Annotated in this window: 18 protein-coding genes; 10 read left to right on the forward strand and 8 right to left on the reverse strand. The window is 65.2% G+C overall.

What is annotated here, in order from left to right; genetic code table 11:
- The first annotated feature begins 84 nt into the window (after positions 1-84).
- On the forward strand, positions 85-324 hold the full coding sequence (locus ACQR1E_RS19385) for a BolA family protein (protein ID WP_315714834.1): 240 nt from the start codon (positions 85-87) through the stop codon (positions 322-324).
- A gap of 32 nt (positions 325-356) precedes the next feature.
- Positions 357-1,559 (forward strand): low temperature requirement protein A, encoded by a 1,203-nt coding sequence (locus ACQR1E_RS19390; protein WP_315749305.1) that lies wholly within the window; start codon positions 357-359, stop codon positions 1,557-1,559.
- Here ACQR1E_RS19390 and egtD read toward each other — a convergent pair.
- Together egtD and egtB are read right to left on the reverse strand one after the other, a co-directional pair.
- A complete protein-coding gene (gene egtD / locus ACQR1E_RS19395; RefSeq protein WP_315749306.1) occupies positions 1,535-2,506 on the reverse strand; it encodes an L-histidine N(alpha)-methyltransferase in 972 nt (323 codons plus the stop codon). The two genes, ACQR1E_RS19390 and egtD, sit on opposite strands and share 25 nt — an antisense overlap.
- Positions 2,507-2,562: 56 nt before the next feature.
- Positions 2,563-3,813 carry an ergothioneine biosynthesis protein EgtB gene (gene egtB, locus ACQR1E_RS19400; protein ID WP_315749308.1) on the reverse strand — a complete coding sequence of 417 codons (1,251 nt, stop codon included), beginning with the start codon at positions 3,811-3,813 and terminating at the stop codon, positions 2,563-2,565.
- Positions 3,814-4,116: 303 nt separating this feature from the next.
- Here egtB and grxD point away from each other — a divergent pair, with 303 nt between their 5' ends.
- Together grxD and ACQR1E_RS19410 are read left to right on the forward strand one after the other, a co-directional pair.
- On the forward strand, positions 4,117-4,455 hold the full coding sequence (gene grxD / locus ACQR1E_RS19405) for a Grx4 family monothiol glutaredoxin (RefSeq protein ID WP_315714830.1): 339 nt from the start codon (positions 4,117-4,119) through the stop codon (positions 4,453-4,455).
- Between the two features lie 9 nt (positions 4,456-4,464).
- On the forward strand, positions 4,465-5,034 hold the full coding sequence (locus tag ACQR1E_RS19410; RefSeq protein WP_315714989.1) for an O-acetyl-ADP-ribose deacetylase: 570 nt from the start codon (positions 4,465-4,467) through the stop codon (positions 5,032-5,034).
- Positions 5,035-5,087: 53 nt separating this feature from the next.
- Here the strand turns inward: ACQR1E_RS19410 and ACQR1E_RS19415 are convergent, their stop codons facing one another.
- The 6 genes from ACQR1E_RS19415 to murI form a co-directional block, all read right to left on the reverse strand.
- Positions 5,088-6,155 carry a threonine aldolase family protein gene (locus ACQR1E_RS19415; RefSeq protein ID WP_316170318.1) on the reverse strand — a complete coding sequence of 356 codons (1,068 nt, stop codon included), beginning with the start codon at positions 6,153-6,155 and terminating at the stop codon, positions 5,088-5,090.
- Positions 6,156-6,229: 74 nt separating this feature from the next.
- Complete coding sequence (locus ACQR1E_RS19420) at positions 6,230-6,784, reverse strand: hypothetical protein (RefSeq protein WP_315714828.1); 555 nt, start codon at positions 6,782-6,784, stop codon at positions 6,230-6,232.
- Between the two features lie 204 nt (positions 6,785-6,988).
- Positions 6,989-7,606: a 30S ribosomal protein S4 gene (gene rpsD / locus ACQR1E_RS19425; protein WP_011925811.1), complete on the reverse strand. Its 618-nt coding sequence runs from the start codon at positions 7,604-7,606 to the stop codon at positions 6,989-6,991.
- A 213-nt stretch (positions 7,607-7,819) separates the two neighbouring features.
- Complete coding sequence (locus ACQR1E_RS19430; protein WP_434897441.1) at positions 7,820-8,644, reverse strand: acyltransferase; 825 nt, start codon at positions 8,642-8,644, stop codon at positions 7,820-7,822.
- A gap of 241 nt (positions 8,645-8,885) precedes the next feature.
- Entirely contained in the window at positions 8,886-9,659 is a 774-nt protein-coding gene (locus tag ACQR1E_RS19435) for an HpcH/HpaI aldolase family protein (RefSeq protein ID WP_315826300.1), read from the reverse strand.
- 12 nt (positions 9,660-9,671) lie between these two features.
- Complete coding sequence (gene murI / locus ACQR1E_RS19440; protein ID WP_434843516.1) at positions 9,672-10,469, reverse strand: glutamate racemase; 798 nt, start codon at positions 10,467-10,469, stop codon at positions 9,672-9,674.
- Between the two features lie 1,108 nt (positions 10,470-11,577).
- Here murI and ACQR1E_RS19445 point away from each other — a divergent pair.
- The 6 genes from ACQR1E_RS19445 to ACQR1E_RS19470 all read left to right on the forward strand — a co-directional run bounded on the left by ACQR1E_RS19445 (position 11,578) and on the right by ACQR1E_RS19470 (position 14,455).
- Positions 11,578-11,985 carry a hypothetical protein gene (locus tag ACQR1E_RS19445; protein WP_434897442.1) on the forward strand — a complete coding sequence of 136 codons (408 nt, stop codon included), beginning with the start codon at positions 11,578-11,580 and terminating at the stop codon, positions 11,983-11,985.
- A complete protein-coding gene (locus ACQR1E_RS19450; protein ID WP_434897443.1) occupies positions 11,982-12,500 on the forward strand; it encodes a hypothetical protein in 519 nt (172 codons plus the stop codon). The genes ACQR1E_RS19445 and ACQR1E_RS19450 overlap by 4 nt, the downstream gene beginning before the upstream one ends.
- Before the next feature lie 40 nt (positions 12,501-12,540).
- Positions 12,541-13,239: a transposase gene (locus ACQR1E_RS19455; RefSeq protein ID WP_434897444.1), complete on the forward strand. Its 699-nt coding sequence runs from the start codon at positions 12,541-12,543 to the stop codon at positions 13,237-13,239.
- 88 nt (positions 13,240-13,327) lie between these two features.
- Positions 13,328-13,510, forward strand: a complete 183-nt coding sequence (locus ACQR1E_RS19460) for a hypothetical protein (protein ID WP_434897445.1) — start codon at positions 13,328-13,330, stop codon at positions 13,508-13,510.
- Between the two features lie 139 nt (positions 13,511-13,649).
- The gene (locus ACQR1E_RS19465; RefSeq protein WP_434897446.1) at positions 13,650-13,979 is read left to right on the forward strand and encodes an ArsR/SmtB family transcription factor; all 330 of its coding nucleotides are present in this window, start codon (positions 13,650-13,652) and stop codon (positions 13,977-13,979) included.
- Positions 13,976-14,455, forward strand: a complete 480-nt coding sequence (locus ACQR1E_RS19470; RefSeq protein ID WP_434897447.1) for an SRPBCC family protein — start codon at positions 13,976-13,978, stop codon at positions 14,453-14,455. Before ACQR1E_RS19465 ends, ACQR1E_RS19470 begins: the two co-directional genes overlap by 4 nt.
- Positions 14,456-14,467 lie beyond the last annotated feature (12 nt).

Here is a 14,467-nt window from a genome sequence, read left to right on the forward strand (position 1 = left end):
TGGGAGTGCAGCCAAGCCGCGGGCCCTGCGGGCTACATCGTCCACGGGATGCGGCGCCTGCCCGACACAAGGAGATGCACCGGGATGCCCATGGATGCCCACGATATCGAGCAGATGATCAAGTCTGCCATCCCTGACGCACAGGTGACGATTCGCGATCTCGCTGGCGACGGCGACCATTACGCCGCGACGGTGATCTCGGAATCGTTCCGCGGCAAATCCCGCGTTCAGCAGCATCAGCTCGTCTATCAATCGCTGCGCGGCCAGATGGGTGACGTGCTGCATGCTCTGGCCCTGCAGACCGGGGTGCCGGACCAGCGCTGACTGCTTAGGGGGAGATCGCGCATCCGGGGGAGATGGCGGTGGACAATCCGCGTGGTGCGCTGTTTCGCGTCATCGAGCCGAACCGGCACAGCCGGGTCACGTTCGTCGAGCTGTTCTTCGATCTCGTCTTCGTCTACGCGGTCACGCAGATCTCGCACTATCTGATCGGCCATTTCTCGCCGCTCGGCGCCGCCCAGACGGCCGTTCTGTTTCTCGCGGTCTGGTGGGTGTGGGTCTACACCGCCTGGGTTACCAACTGGCTCGATCCCGAGAAGGCGCTGGTCCGAGGTCTCTTGTTCGCGCTGATGCTGGCGGGCCTCGTTCTGTCGATGTCGATCCCGCGGGCGTTCGAGGACCGCGGCCTGTGGTTCGCCATGGCCTACGCCGCCATGCAGGTCGGCCGGACCGCGTTCTGGCTGACCGCGACGCCGCCGCAGCGATCTGCCGTCCGCCGCAACGCCGCCCGCATTCTCTCCTGGCTCAGTGCCTCCGCCGTGCTCTGGCTGCTCGGCGGCCTTGCCGAGGGCCCGGCACGGATGGGGCTGTGGGGGGCGGCGCTCACCCTGGAATATGCGTCGCCGGCCGTCCGCTTCTGGGTCCCCGGGCTGGGTGCCTCCACCGTCGAGGACTGGATGGTCGAAGGCGGCCACATGGCGGAGCGCTGTGCGCTGTTCATCATCATCGCGCTCGGCGAATCCATCGTCGTCACCGGCGCGACCTTTGCCGAGCTCGACTGGACCGGAGCCAACATTGCCGCCTTCGCCAGCGCCTTCATCGGCACGGTGGCGATGTGGGCGGTGTACTTCAACCGCGGCGCTGAGGCGGGATCGGAAGTGATTTCGCAGTCGGCGCAATCCGGGCTGATGGCGCGCTCGGCCTACACCTACTTGCACATGCCGATCGTCGCCGGCATCATCGTGTCGGCGGTGTCGGACGAGATCGTCCTGAAGCACCCCCTCGGGCATACCGACCTGAATATGGCGGCGACGACGATCGGCGGTCCGTTCGTGTTTCTGCTCGGGACCATCCTCTTCAAGTTCAACATCCGCGGCTTCCTGCAGTTGTCGCACGGCGCCGGACTGCTCGCACTGATCGGGCTCGGCTGGTTCGCGACCGAACTGTCGCCTCTCGTGCTTTCGGCGCTGACGAGCGCGCTACTGGCGATCGTCGCGCTGTGGGAGACGCTGTCGTTGCGGTCGAAGCCGGAGCCTCACGCCTCGGCGACGAGCGCCTGAACCGAGAACATCTTCTCGGCATCCGTCCACACGGTCTGGACTTTCCAGCCGGATCCGCGGGCCAGCGCGCCGAAGCGCGCGATGCTGTATTTGTAGCTGTTCTCGGTGTGGATGCTCTCGCCGGCCCGGAACGAGATGGTGGTGCCGAGTAGCCGCACCGTTTGCGGCTTCCGCGCCACCAGATGCATCTCGATGCGGTGCTGCTCGCGATTGTAGATCGCGCGGTGGACGAAGGCGGACAGGTCGAAATTGCCGCCGAGTTCGCGGTTGATCCGCAGCAGCAGGTTGAGATTGAAGCGCGCGGTCACGCCGGCCGCGTCGTTGTAGGCGGCGTGCAGCACACGTTCGTCCTTCTCCAGGTCGACGCCGACGATCATCCGTGCGCCGGTCCCCAAGATCTCGCGTGCCGAGCGCAGGAAGCGGCACGCCTCATGCGGCTCGAAATTGCCGATCGTCGATCCCGGAAAGAAGCCGACCTTCGGCTTGCCTTCGATGGCGTCAGGTAGTTTGAACGACGTCGTGAAGTCGGCGACGACCGGGTGCACGGCGAGCTGCGGGAAGTCGCGGCGCAGGCTGTCGGCCTGTGCGGTCAGGAACTCGCCGGAAATATCGACCGGCACGTAGGCCGCGAAGCGGCAGCTTTCCAGCAGCAGCCGCACCTTGGTGGTGGCGCCGGCGCCGAACTCGACCAGGGCGGCATCGTCGGGAATGACTGCCGCGATCTCGGCGCCGCGATCCCTCAAGATGCCGAGCTCGGTCCGCGTCGGATAGTACTCCGGCAGGCGCGTGATCTGCTCGAACAGATCGGATCCGGCGGCATCGTAGAAATATTTCGGCGATAGCTGCTTGGGCTGCTGGGCGAGGCCTGCGACGGCGTCCGTCGCAAAGGCCGACGTCTTGTCGTCGGGGAGATGGGCGTCGAGCAGCGCGTTGACGTGCACGTTCATGATACTCTCCTGGACGCGCACACACGCGCGACTGTCGGGCAACGAATGCTGATAGCTCAGGTGTAGTCGGCGAGCCGGAGCCCGGTGAATTGCCAGCGATGATGCGGATAGAAGAAGTTGCGATAGGTGACACGGCTGTGGCCCACCGGCGTCGCGAGCGATGAGCCGCGCAGCACCAGTTGATTGACCATGAACTTGCCGTTGTACTCGCCGAGCGCACCCTCCATGGCACGATAGCCGGGATAGGGACTGTAGGCGCTGCGGGTCCACTGCCAGACAATGCCGAAGGCATCGTTGAGCTGGTTGCCGCGCGCGGCGACCTCCCATTCCATCTCGGTCGGCAGATGCTTGCCGCGCCAGCGGGCAAAGGCGTCAGCTTCGTAGTAGCTGACGTGGCACGCCGGAGCAGCGGGATCGACCGGCCGCAGTCCGCCCAGCGTCATGATGCGCCATTCGCCCTCGACCTTGTACCAATGCCCGGGAGCCTGCCAGCCCTCGCGGCTGGCGGTGGCGAAGCCGTCCATGAGCCAGAGTGTGGCGGTCCGGTAGCCGCCGTCATCCATGAAGGCGAGCCACTCGGCATTGGTGACGAGATTGCGCGCGATGCCCACCGGCCCGACCAGCGCGCGATGGGCCGGCTCCTCATTGTCGAAATGGTAACCATCGCCGGCGTGCCCAACGGTATGGATGCCCTCGGGGAGGTGAACCCAATCCTCGCCCGTTTCCGTGGGGGCAGGGAAGGTCCAGGAAGGATCGTAGGCCGGGGCCGTCGGGTTCTGCGCGAACGCATGCAGGATATCGGTCAGCATCAGCTCCTGATGCTGCTGCTCATGGTTGAGGCCCACCTCCACGAGCGGCGCCACCGCGGTCAATGTGGCGGTATCGGCGCTGCCCAGGAAGTCCACCATCGCCGCATCGACATGCCGCCGATATGCCGTGACCTCGGCCACGCCCGGGCGGGTGATCAGGCCGCGCTCGCCCCGCGTGTGGCGCGGGCCGGCACTGACGTAATAGGAATTGAACAGGAACGCGTAATCGGCGTGAAAAGGGGTATATCCCGGGCAGTACTCGCCCAGCACGAACTGCTCGAAAAACCAGGTCGTATGGGCGCGATGCCACTTGGCAGGACTGGCGTCCGGCATCGACTGGATGACCTGATCCTCCGGGCTCAGCGGCGCCGCGCGCCGCTCGGTCTCGCCCCGGACGGCGAGGTACGCCTCGGTCAGGCGCCCGGCGAGGGAGCCGGACCTGCTCTGAAGCGCATCAGTAACGGGGATCGGGGCCGTAGCGGAGGCAGAACTGGTCACGAGGGTCTCCGTTTGCCAGCAGAAAACGATGTTCGACGGAACAAGTTCCTTTCGACAGTTCGTCCTAAATAGGGGCTTGGTTACGGGATGAAACCCTCGTGCCGGCTATAATATTGCTGCCGTCAGCCTATGGTCCGGCCGGGGCCTGGGTCGCCGGCCGATCCTCGGCATTTTACTTTGGTTGAACAACGGTTTGCGCTACATATAGAGAAGTGACGGTCGGCTGCGGACGAAATCCGTCCGGTGGCGATCAGCGCGCACCGAGCCCCAGGCGTTCCTTGAGGCGCCCTAGAGGAAGCGAAGATGAGCATTGAGCAATTCATTGACAATGAAGTGAAGTCGAACGACGTCGTCCTGTTCATGAAGGGGACGCCGCAGTTTCCGCAGTGCGGATTTTCCGGCCAGGTCGTGCAGATCCTGGACCATGTCGGCGTCGGCTATAAGGGCCTCAACGTTCTCGAATCCGCCGAGCTGCGCAACGGCATCAAGACGTTCTCGAACTGGCCGACGATTCCGCAGCTCTATGTGAAGGGCGAGTTCGTCGGCGGCTGCGATATCGTGCGCGAGATGTTCCAGAGCGGCGAGCTGCAGCAGCTGTTCACCGACAAGGGCATCCCGGTCGGCACGGCGGCCTCTGTCTGAGCTATCCGGCTGAGCTATCCGGTCCGAAAGGTCGGCGCGACCCGATTCGAGGTCATCGTCGCCGACATCACCAAGCTCGGCGTTGACGCCATCGTCAACGCCGCGAACTCGTCTCTGCTCGGTGGTGGAGGCGTCGACGGTGCGATCCACCGTGCGGCGGGACCGGACCTCGTCATGGAGTGCCGCATGCTCCATGGCTGCAGGACCGGCGAGGCCAAGATCACCAAAGGCTACCGGCTGCCGGCCCGCCACGTGATCCACACCGTTGGCCCGGTCTGGCAGGGCGGCGACCGCGGCGAGCCGGAGCTGCTGGCCTCGTGCTACCGGCGCTCGATCGAGCTGTGTCACAAGCATCGTTTGGACTCGGTCGCGTTCCCCGCGATCTCGACGGGCATCTTCCGCTTCCCTGCGGATCGTGCGGCATCGATAGCGGTCGCCACTTCGATCGAGACCATCAGCGCGGAGACGTCGCTGTCGCAGATCGTGTTCTGCTGCTTTTCCGATGCGAGTGCCGAGTTGCACGATGAGGCGTTGAGCCGGGCCGTCGAGAGCCGCGCTCGCAAGGGATCGCCGCGCTGACAGCGGCGTGCCCTGTGCGGCATTAGGTCTGCCGGGCGCGCGTGCGATGATCCTCATGCCCTGCGTACGATCTCCCTGACGTGGCCGATCGTCTCTTCGATCATGGCGGCTGTCACGTCGAGATGGGTGCAGGCGCGGATGCGGCCGTCCATCATCGCCAGCAGCACGCCGCGCTTGCGCAATTCACTCACCATCGTCTCGCCGGACACGCCGGCGCCGTCCGGCTTGAAGAACACCAGATTGGTCTCCGGCTCCTGGACCTCCACACCCTGGATCTGCGACAGCCCGCGTGCCAGCGCCCGCGCATTGGCATGATCCTCGGCGAGCCGGTCGACGTGATGATCGAGCGCATAGATGCAGGCCGCGGCGACCACGCCGGCCTGGCGCATCGCGCCGCCGAGCCGCTGCTTCCAGCGCCACACCTCGTCGATGAAGGCGGCGCTGCCGGCGAGCACGCCGCCGATCGGCGCGCCCAGCCCCTTGGAGAAATCGATCCAGGCCGAATCCCAGCCCGCGGTCATCTCGGCCGCCGGAATGCCGGTGGCAACCGTCGCGTTGAGCAGCCTTGCGCCGTCCATGTGCGTCGCCATGCCGTTCGCCTTGGCGATCTCGGCGATCTCGTCGAGCGCGGCCTTCTTCCAGATCGTGCCGCCGCCGATATTGGCGGTCTGCTCGACACTGACGACGGTCTGCGGCGGCTGGTAGCGTGAGCGCGGATGCAGCGCGGCGCGGAACGTCTCCGGTGTGAACTGTCCGTCGGGCCCCTTCAATTGCGTCACCTGGAAACCGCCGAGCGCCGCATGCGCGCCGCCCTCGCGCGAGATGATGTGCGCGGTCTCGTGTGCCAGGATCTCGTCACCTGGGCGGCAATGCACCAGCGTTGCCGCGACATTGCACATCGTACCCGACGGCATCAGCACGGCGGCTTCCTTGCCGAGCAGCGCGGCGACGCGGCCGCACAATTCATGCACGGTCGGATCGTCGCCGATCTGCTCGTCGCCGACCTCGGCCCGCGCGATGGCCTCGCGCATCGCGGGCGTCGGGCGGGTCTGCGTGTCCGACAACAGATTGACGCGCACGGGCGGCGCCTTGGGATCACGCGCAGGCGGGGTGTAATACATCGGCGGTCCTCGTTCGGCTTATCACGACCCGGACCTTACCCAACTCGCATCGCCCCCGCAAAACGCCTCCTCGATTACGCCGCGCGCGGCGGGTTGAGCCAGATGTCCGGCCGCCGCAACGGCTTGCTCTCGATCGGCTCGGCGACCAGCGGCGGCGCCTCGGTGCAATCGAACACCCAGGGTTCGAGCGGGCTCTGCCGTGACGGTGAAAGAAGCAGCGCGGCGCCCGGGCGTTGCCGCTTGATGTTCCAGCCCATGTTCACCGCGGCCCAGCCGACCAGCATGGTGTGCCATTCGTCGGCGAGCTCGCGCGAATCGTCGAAACAGTGGAGGAGCTCGAGCGCGTAGGGATCGTGGCGAAGCTGCGCGTCGGCAAAGGTGAGCCCGGTCCCGACATGGCGGATCACATGGGCTGTCGCATCGGACTGGACGTGCCAGCAGGAGCGTTCGAGGAGGTCGAAGACCGTCGAGGGATAGAGGCCGTCGTTGAAGCGGTAGCGGACTCCGGAGGTCCGTGCGCGTAACGGCGGAGCGCTGAGCGGCGGCGCCCGCAACGGCGGCAGAGGCGGGGCACCGACCGCATCGGTCGGCAACGCACCGAAGATGATATTGCGCCTGTTGAACTCCATGGCGAACGCCCCGCTACTTTACAACTGCAGACAGTGAATCACGGGACGGAGTAGCTGTCAGCCCAGGTTGGGGCGAATTCGTGGCAGGTGTGGCATTCGGGAATCGGTTCGCCCCATCCGAAAACAAGCCCAAAAAGAAAAGGCCCCGGCGCGTGCCAGGGCCTTCGGATTATCAGATGGGACCGGACCGCGGTCCGGTCAAGATCAGCGCGAGTAGAACTCGACGATCAGATGCGGCTCCATCTGCACCGCGAACGGCACGTCCGACAGCGCGGGGATGCGGATGAACTTCGCGGTCATCTTGGAGTGATCGGCCTCGATGTAGTCGGGCACGTCACGCTCGGCGAGCTGGGTCGCTTCCAGCACCACGGCGAGCTGCTTCGAGGCTTCCTTGACCTCGATCACGTCGCCCGGCTTGACCTGGTAGCTCGCGATGTTGACCTTGCGGCCGTTCACCTTGATGTGGCCGTGGTTGATGAACTGGCGCGCCGCGAACATGGTCGAGACGAACTTGGCGCGGAAAACCACCGTGTCGAGACGGCGCTCGAGAATGCCGATCAGGTTCTCGCCGGTGTCGCCCTTGAGACGGCCGGCCTCGACATAGATGCCGTGGAACTGGCGCTCGGAGATGTTGGCGTAATAGCCCTTCAGCTTCTGCTTGGCGCGCAGCTGCACGCCGAAGTCCGAGAGCTTGCCCTTGCGGCGCTGGCCGTGCTGGCCGGGGCCGTATTCGCGGCGGTTGACGGGGCTCTTCGGGCGGCCCCAGATGTTCTGGCCCATGCGGCGATCGATCTTGTACTTCGCCTCACTGCGCTTAGTCATCGCGTCCTCTTCGATCAAGTTAGGGTTTGAGGAAACGCGCCCTCCTGTGTGTCCGGGAAATCCGGTCCACCGACAGGCCCCTCCCCAAAGCATGAAGGGAGAAGGCCACGGGTCGCGAAACGCAACGCGGGCCGAAAGCGGCCCGCGAGCAGGGGGGTCTTAGGCGAGAAAGCGCCGGTTTGTCAAACCGCAACCGCCGCTTTTGCCGACAAATCACCCTTTCGGCCCCCTCAGGACGGTCATTTTCTGCCGCGCCGCCTCGCATCCCAGGTCGGCCTCCGCCGGCCCGCGCCCGGGAACCGGGCGGGCCCGCAGCTCGGCCGCGATCTCGCCATTCAGCACCTGCTCGAGCCGGATCGCCGTCCTGGCGATCATGGCGCCGTCGGTAACCCGGTGATCCCAGCGGATCAGGATGGGAATCGTCTGGTCCGGCCGGACGACGTCGTAATTGATGATGAATGGTCCTGGGCTCAGGGCGAGAAGCTGGCCGCCACCACAGGCGGCGACGCTGGTGACGGAGAAATTGCCGAACCAGTTGGCGCGCTGGCGGCCGAAATTCAGCCCAACCCACCAGGCGAACCGGCGTAGTGGGAACGGTAGTCGGGTCGCCCGCATGATCTTGCGGAACATGGCGACGTCCCCGACCGGCGCCTCCTTGCCCTGCCGGATGACCGCGTCGATCTCGGCCAGCGACATGTCCTCCGGCCCGGAGACGCGCTGCGGCAGCACGCAATCCTCGCCATTCTCGACCCGGGCAATGGTGACGGTGGCGACGCTGCGCGGCAGCTCGTAGAGGCAGCGTCGCGGCCACCCGGTGTAGAGCGTGCGCAGCACCGGCTCGTCGCGGGCGACCAGGGCGAACGCCTTGACGAAGATCGCGGCGAAACCGGGCGGGCGGACGGCCGCGGCGCGGGCCTCGAGCAGCGGCCCGATCTGGATCGCGCGGGCCAGCGAGACGAACGGCACACCACGGGAGGCGAGCATCAGATCGATGATCAGACGGCGGTGCAGCGAAATCGGCCTGGTGGTTCCGCGCATCCTGAACCTGTCGCTCCCGTTCGTTCTGCTTGGCCTGGTCCGGCTCCCCGGCGGCGGCTGCTGTTAACACCGCAGGCCGGGATACGGAAGCGCCGTTCGAGGGCGCCGGCGAGGCGAGCGGCTTGGCCTCAGACCCCGAGGACGGCCGGCGACAGGCCGAAAATCATCTTCTTCCTCATGGTCTTCTTCCCCAAAGTTGTTTTTCGTTTGAAACATGAAGCGCGGCTCGAAACGGCGCGAATCAGCGCTTGATCCCCTCGAAGCTCGCGGCGATGCCGCGCTGGAACAAGGACCAGTCGAAGCCGAGCGCCAGCGCCACGTAACCGCGCGCGATCATCGCATTGGCCTGATCGGCCGAGCGCGCGGCGCCGCCGATCGGCACGCCTGATCTGAGGATGCCGGCCTCGGCGCGGGCGATCAGGGATTTCACTTCGGGATCATCGAGCTGGCCGCGCTTGTTGATCGAGGTGGCGAGATCGCCCGGGCCGATCACCGCGATGTCGATGCCGGGCGTGGCCATGATCTCGTCGATCCGCTCGACCGCCTCGACATGCTCGATCGTCACCATGCAGATCATGTCGTCGTCGGCGGTCGCCATGTAGTCGGCCATCGACACGTTCCAGCGGAAGGGGGCGTGGAACGGACCCCACAGGCGGTCGCCCTGGGGCGGGTAGCGCACGCTGCGGACCGCCTTCTCGGCATCAGTGCGGCTGGAAATCATCGGGAAGTTGATGCCGAGGGCGCCGAGGTCCATCGGCGCCTTGGCGAGATGCGGCTCGTTGGCGGCGATGCGCACCAGCGGCACGCAGGGCGTGCCTGCGGTGGCCGTGATCATCGCGTGCGCGGTGGAGAGATCGATCGGCCCATGCTCGAGGTCGACGATGATCCAGTCGAGCGACTGCGCCATGATGCGCACGGTCTGGATGCTCGGGATGGTGGCGATGGCGCCGAACGTAGGCCTCTTGTCGCGCCAGGCCTGCTTGAGGCGGTTGAGCGGTTTGGGCGCTGCGGCCATCGGCGGTCTCCGTCAGGCCGGGACGCGGCCGCCGAAATAGGGCGTGAGCGCGCGGCCGAGCTGATGTGGCTTGTTCGAGGTGAAGATCATGGTGGCGCCGCCATCGTCGGGGCCGCCAGCCGGGGGGCCCAGCAGGTCGGCGACGCGGCGCGCGATGGCCGGTGCCGGATCGATCCAGGTGACCGGCCAGGGCGCCAGGCGTTCGAGCCGGTCGAGCAGCAGCGGATAATGCGTGCAGGCGAGCACGACCGTGTCGGTCCGGCCCGCGGGATCGGCGGCGTCGCCCACGAAGCAGGGCGCGATCTCGGCGGCGATGGCCGCGTCGCTGACCTGCGTTCCGCTGAGCGCGGCCTCCGCCAGTGACGCGAGTTCCGGCGAGCCGACCAGCGTGACGGCGCAGCCCTGCGCGAAGTCGCGGATGAGGGCGTGGGTGTATTCGCGCTGCACCGTCGCCTTGGTGCCGAGCACGGAGACGCGCTTCGTCAGGGATTGCGCGCAGGCCGGCTTGATCGCCGGCACGGTGCCGACGAACGGCGTCGCGTAGGCCGCGCGCAGCGGCGCCAGCGTCTGCACCGAGGCGGTGTTGCAGGCGATCACGACGAGGTCCGGCTCGTGCGCGGCGATCAACTCGCCCATCAGCGGCACCACGCGGGCGATCAGCGCCGCCTCGCTGTGATGGCCGTACGGAAAGAACGCGTCGTCGGCGACATAGACGTAGTGGGCATCGGGCCGCGCCCGCACCACCTCGCGCAGCACGGACAGGCCGCCGAGGCCTGAGTCGAAGACGAGAATCGTAGGGCGATGGGTCACGCGGCGAGTCTACCGGATCGGGGAGGCGGATTCAGTCGGTTTTTCTGCGGGATTTGGCGGGAGTGAGGCGCTTGGGTGTGTTCGGGCAGCGGTGGCGAAGGTTCAAAGCTGCGCATTGGGGCCACGGTGGCTGTCAAAATCTCAGTGTCATCCGGCGAACGCCGGGATCCATAACCCCACCGGCGGGGTTGGGCGTGCGAGCTGGACGCTCCAGCGTGCGTCACACGACCGCTGCGGAGTATGGTCCCGGGGGGGCGGCGCCGCGCCAACGCTGACGCGTTGCAGCAGCTTGCCCGGGACGACAGTGGAGATGGAGGCGTCATGCCGAGCGAAGCAATCCAGAGTCTCGCGACGACTCTGGATTGCTTCGTCGCTGCGCTCCTCGCAATGACGCTGAAACATGAATGACGCTGAAACATGTGCTCTCATCCTCGCGCCCGCTTCCGCGTCCGAGTGTTGCTCGTCTGATCGCCCTCTTCAGAATGAGGGCGCGGGAAAGGCCGGGTGCCGGTCGCACCCATGGCCCGCCTGCGAAAAAAATGCAGGCGGCAGGAACCACAGGTACGGGCCGGATCATCCCGGCCTTCCCCGCGCAATGGTTTGAACGGCTTATACGTGATCTCCCCGGGGATCGGCTTTCTTGCCCCCGTCGCCCGCGCGCTCGTCGAACTTGCAGCGCCGGCTTGGCATCAGCACCGGGATGCCAGGACCACACGACTTCGCCGTGCGCATCGGATCGTTCGTCGGCATGATCGCTCACGCTGCAACCCGACACGCCCACCGCATCCCGCACTCCACGCTCGTGACGATCGCGATGCGCCCCTCAAGTGAGACGGGATGCGAGCAACATAGCATTGTATTCTGAAAAACGGAAGATAAATCTTCGTCTGCCGTGCTGATCTGGCGATCGCTTCGTAACGATTTGGAAAACCTTATTTTTGGGTGGTCGTGATAGCGCCTTGCGTCTGCGCACCCGGACATATTTGCTGGCGAATTGAAAAAGGGGGCTGCGGCTAGCAGGGCGGTCGCAACGCCGGTCGATAGGCCCGGAGGTTCATACGGACGATTTCGCTTTGGAAGAACGGTTGCGAAGTTTGAAGGTGACTGCATGACGATTAGATTTGATCCGGACCTGCGACGTTCAACGCATGTGGAAAGCGGTCTGGCCGTCCAATGGGTGCGCGACGAGCCTCCGATGGAACGCTCTACGCACTTCAAGTTGCTTGTCGGCGGAGTCGAAGTGCCGTTTACCGCCTCCTACGATTACGGCGAGGACACGATCAAGAAAGCAAATCCCGATCTCGGCGCTATTGAACTCGATCGCCTTTCCACGGCGCTGTGGGAGAAGAACTACCGAGCAGTCAATATTGAGGCCAATTTCGATAAGCAGATATTCGTGGAGGTTTGGCGAGACTTGGTTTCGCAGGGCCACAGTAGCTATCGGATTTCGACCTATTACACGGAAATTCGCACGCCCCACGCCAGTGAAAAGAACGAGTGGGAGTGCCAAGGATGAGCCCTGAATCTGACAATTCGTCGCCCCCGCCAGAGAAGATGTTCGATCCGACGAGTCTCGACGAATTGCTCGAACTGACGGCTTTCCTCCAGGCTGACGAAGCGGCGCGACGGGCATTCGAGCGTATCGGCATTCATGGCGATTTCACGGCTCGCGCCTTCTTGGAGGATCGGTTCTTTCAACGGGCGGGCGATCGCAGCGGCATCCTCACTAGAAAAGCGAGGGCGGAAGAGGTGATGTGGATGGCACGCGATTTGATGGCGAACTCTGCCTATTGGGGCATCATCAAGGAGGTCATCAAGAAGGGCGAATTTGCTGGCGTAGACGACGACCTTCTGAGGGATGTCGTGACGCCACTCGAGGACGCGATCACGGTCAAGTATGGGCTGATCAATCGCGGCTATCTCGGCGCGCACAGTCTTTTGCGTGCTATTGCGATGGGTAAGATCGACAGTTTGGATTCGCCGGAGGCGTGGCAGTCCGTTCGCGCGCGCAAGATGTTTGTGCAGGACTGAAGGAGACGAGCGATGGCTCCGGAACAGTGCATGATCGCTGATGCCGGCGCGCCTCGTTGTCCCCGGTGTGCCGCATCATGTCACTCAGCATGGCAACGGCCGCGCACGGACTTTCTTTGGCGACGACGACTACGCGCTCTATCGGGACCTGCTCGCGACCCATTGCCGGGCGGCCGGCGTCGCGGTGTGGGCATGGTGCCTGATGCCGAACCACGTCCATCTGATCCTGGTGCCCTCGGACGCCGACGGCCTGCGCCGGGCGCTGTCGCGGGTGCATCGCATCTACGCGGGGACCATCCAGGCGCGACGCCGGCGCAGCGGACATTTCTGGCAGGGGCGGTTCGGCGCGGTGGCGATGGACGAGGCGCATCTCGCAGCGGCGCTGCGCTATGTCAGCCTCAACCCGGTGCGGGCACGGCTGGTGGCGCGGGCGCAGGACTGGGCCTGGTCGAGCACGCGCGCGCATCTGCGCGGCCGTGCCGATGGCGTGACCGCGCGCGAGCCGGTCAAGGAGCTTTTCCCGGACATTGCCGGGCTGCTGACGCGCGCGCCCGAAAACGAGGATGCTCTGTTCGCCCGCCTGCGCGCCGCCGAGAGCATTGGCCGGCCGATCGGCAGCGACCGCTTCCTCGCCCGCATCGAGAAGCTGACCGGCCGCGTGCTCAAGCCCGCCAAGCGCGGGCCGAAGCCGGCGGAGGAGAAGGACGGGTGGGGGCGAGGTGCCGGCGAGGCACGCTGAGTTTGGTGCACTGTCACCGAAACCACCGAAACCTCGTCCGGAGGCCGCTTTTGGACCTTAGCTGCGTCCGCGAGTGAAGGCTCAATCAATGGACACCGTCTATACGATGCTGCTGATCACGACCCTCGTTCTGGGGTTCGTCGCAACCGTCCTATGGGGGCCAGACTTCGAGTGGTTTGGGCGCGATGTCGAGGCTGCTTACATCTTCAAGCTGGTCGGCATCGGACTGTTCGTGTTTTTCTTGATCGCGATCACCTTCGGCCTCATCTGAGACTTCACGAACCCAATCCGGTGACAGCACGGAAGACCGGAATCGCGGTTCAGAACGCGGAGGGGGCTGCTACGTCGGGATCTGCGCACCCTATAACATTAGTATTGACTAATGAATTAGTGCTGGCTATTGTTTCTGCATGACCGAAGTTGAAACCGTTACGGCCGTCATGCGCGCGCTGGCCGACCCTACGCGGCGTGCGGTGTTCGAGCGCATCGTCGAGGCCGACGAGATCACTGTCGTCGAACTCACCCGCGGCAGCACCGTCACGCAGGGCGCGATCTCCCAGCATCTGAAATCCTTGAAACAGGCCGGCTTGGTCTGCGAGCGCCCCGAGGGCCGCAAGGTCTATTACCGCGCCGAGCCACGCGGCCTGGAGCCGCTGGCCGACTGGATGAGCCATTACGGTGCGTTCTGGCGCGACCGCTTCGCCAATCTGAGAAACCTGCTGAAGGACATCGATCCATGAACCAAGCCGTGAACGCGGATACGCGGGCCATTGTCGTCGAGGACATCTTTCCGCATGCGCCGGAGATCATCTGGAAAGCCTTGACCAACGGCGAGCTGATCGGCCGCTGGCTGATGGCGCCCAAGGGCTTTGAGCCGATCATCGGCAATCGGTTCACCTTTCAAACGACGCCGGCCGGCCAATGGGATGGCACCATTCACTGCGAGGTGCTGGAGGTCGTGCCGAACGAGCGGCTGTCCTACGCGTGGAAGGGCGGCCACGACAGCAATGTCGGCTACGGCGCGAAGCTGGAGACGGTGGTCACCTTCAGTCTTTCCAAGGCGGACACGGGCACGCGCCTTCGCCTGGTGCATTCCGGCTTCGTGCTGCCGACCAATGACATCGCCTATCGCAAGATGGGCGAGGGCTGGAAGACGGTCGTCAAGAAGCTCGATCAGATCGCCGCCGAACAGGCGTCATCGCCGCGGCCGCATTGAAACAAGCAGGAG

The organism is Bradyrhizobium sp. HKCCYLRH1030, from assembly GCF_051168395.1.
In the GTDB taxonomy this organism is placed as follows: domain Bacteria; phylum Pseudomonadota; class Alphaproteobacteria; order Rhizobiales; family Xanthobacteraceae; genus Bradyrhizobium.

Bases quoted from the DNA above. Each gene is read 5' to 3' on its own strand.
- ACQR1E_RS19385 (WP_315714834.1), top strand. From the start codon at position 85: ATGCCCATGGATGCCCACGATATCGAGCAGATGATCAAGTCTGCCATC.
- ACQR1E_RS19390 (WP_315749305.1), top strand. From the start codon at position 357: ATGGCGGTGGACAATCCGCGTGGTGCGCTGTTTCGCGTCATCGAGCCG.
- egtD (WP_315749306.1), bottom strand. From the start codon at position 2,506: ATGAACGTGCACGTCAACGCGCTGCTCGACGCCCATCTCCCCGACGAC.
- grxD (WP_315714830.1), top strand. From the start codon at position 4,117: ATGAGCATTGAGCAATTCATTGACAATGAAGTGAAGTCGAACGACGTC.
- ACQR1E_RS19415 (WP_316170318.1), bottom strand. From the start codon at position 6,155: ATGTATTACACCCCGCCTGCGCGTGATCCCAAGGCGCCGCCCGTGCGC.
- ACQR1E_RS19420 (WP_315714828.1), bottom strand. From the start codon at position 6,784: ATGGAGTTCAACAGGCGCAATATCATCTTCGGTGCGTTGCCGACCGAT.
- rpsD (WP_011925811.1), bottom strand. From the start codon at position 7,606: ATGACTAAGCGCAGTGAGGCGAAGTACAAGATCGATCGCCGCATGGGC.
- ACQR1E_RS19430 (WP_434897441.1), bottom strand. From the start codon at position 8,644: ATGCGCGGAACCACCAGGCCGATTTCGCTGCACCGCCGTCTGATCATC.
- ACQR1E_RS19435 (WP_315826300.1), bottom strand. From the start codon at position 9,659: ATGGCCGCAGCGCCCAAACCGCTCAACCGCCTCAAGCAGGCCTGGCGC.
- ACQR1E_RS19445 (WP_434897442.1), top strand. From the start codon at position 11,578: ATGACGATTAGATTTGATCCGGACCTGCGACGTTCAACGCATGTGGAA.
- ACQR1E_RS19450 (WP_434897443.1), top strand. From the start codon at position 11,982: ATGAGCCCTGAATCTGACAATTCGTCGCCCCCGCCAGAGAAGATGTTC.
- ACQR1E_RS19455 (WP_434897444.1), top strand. From the start codon at position 12,541: ATGCCGGCGCGCCTCGTTGTCCCCGGTGTGCCGCATCATGTCACTCAG.
- ACQR1E_RS19460 (WP_434897445.1), top strand. From the start codon at position 13,328: ATGGACACCGTCTATACGATGCTGCTGATCACGACCCTCGTTCTGGGG.
- ACQR1E_RS19465 (WP_434897446.1), top strand. From the start codon at position 13,650: ATGACCGAAGTTGAAACCGTTACGGCCGTCATGCGCGCGCTGGCCGAC.
- ACQR1E_RS19470 (WP_434897447.1), top strand. From the start codon at position 13,976: ATGAACCAAGCCGTGAACGCGGATACGCGGGCCATTGTCGTCGAGGAC.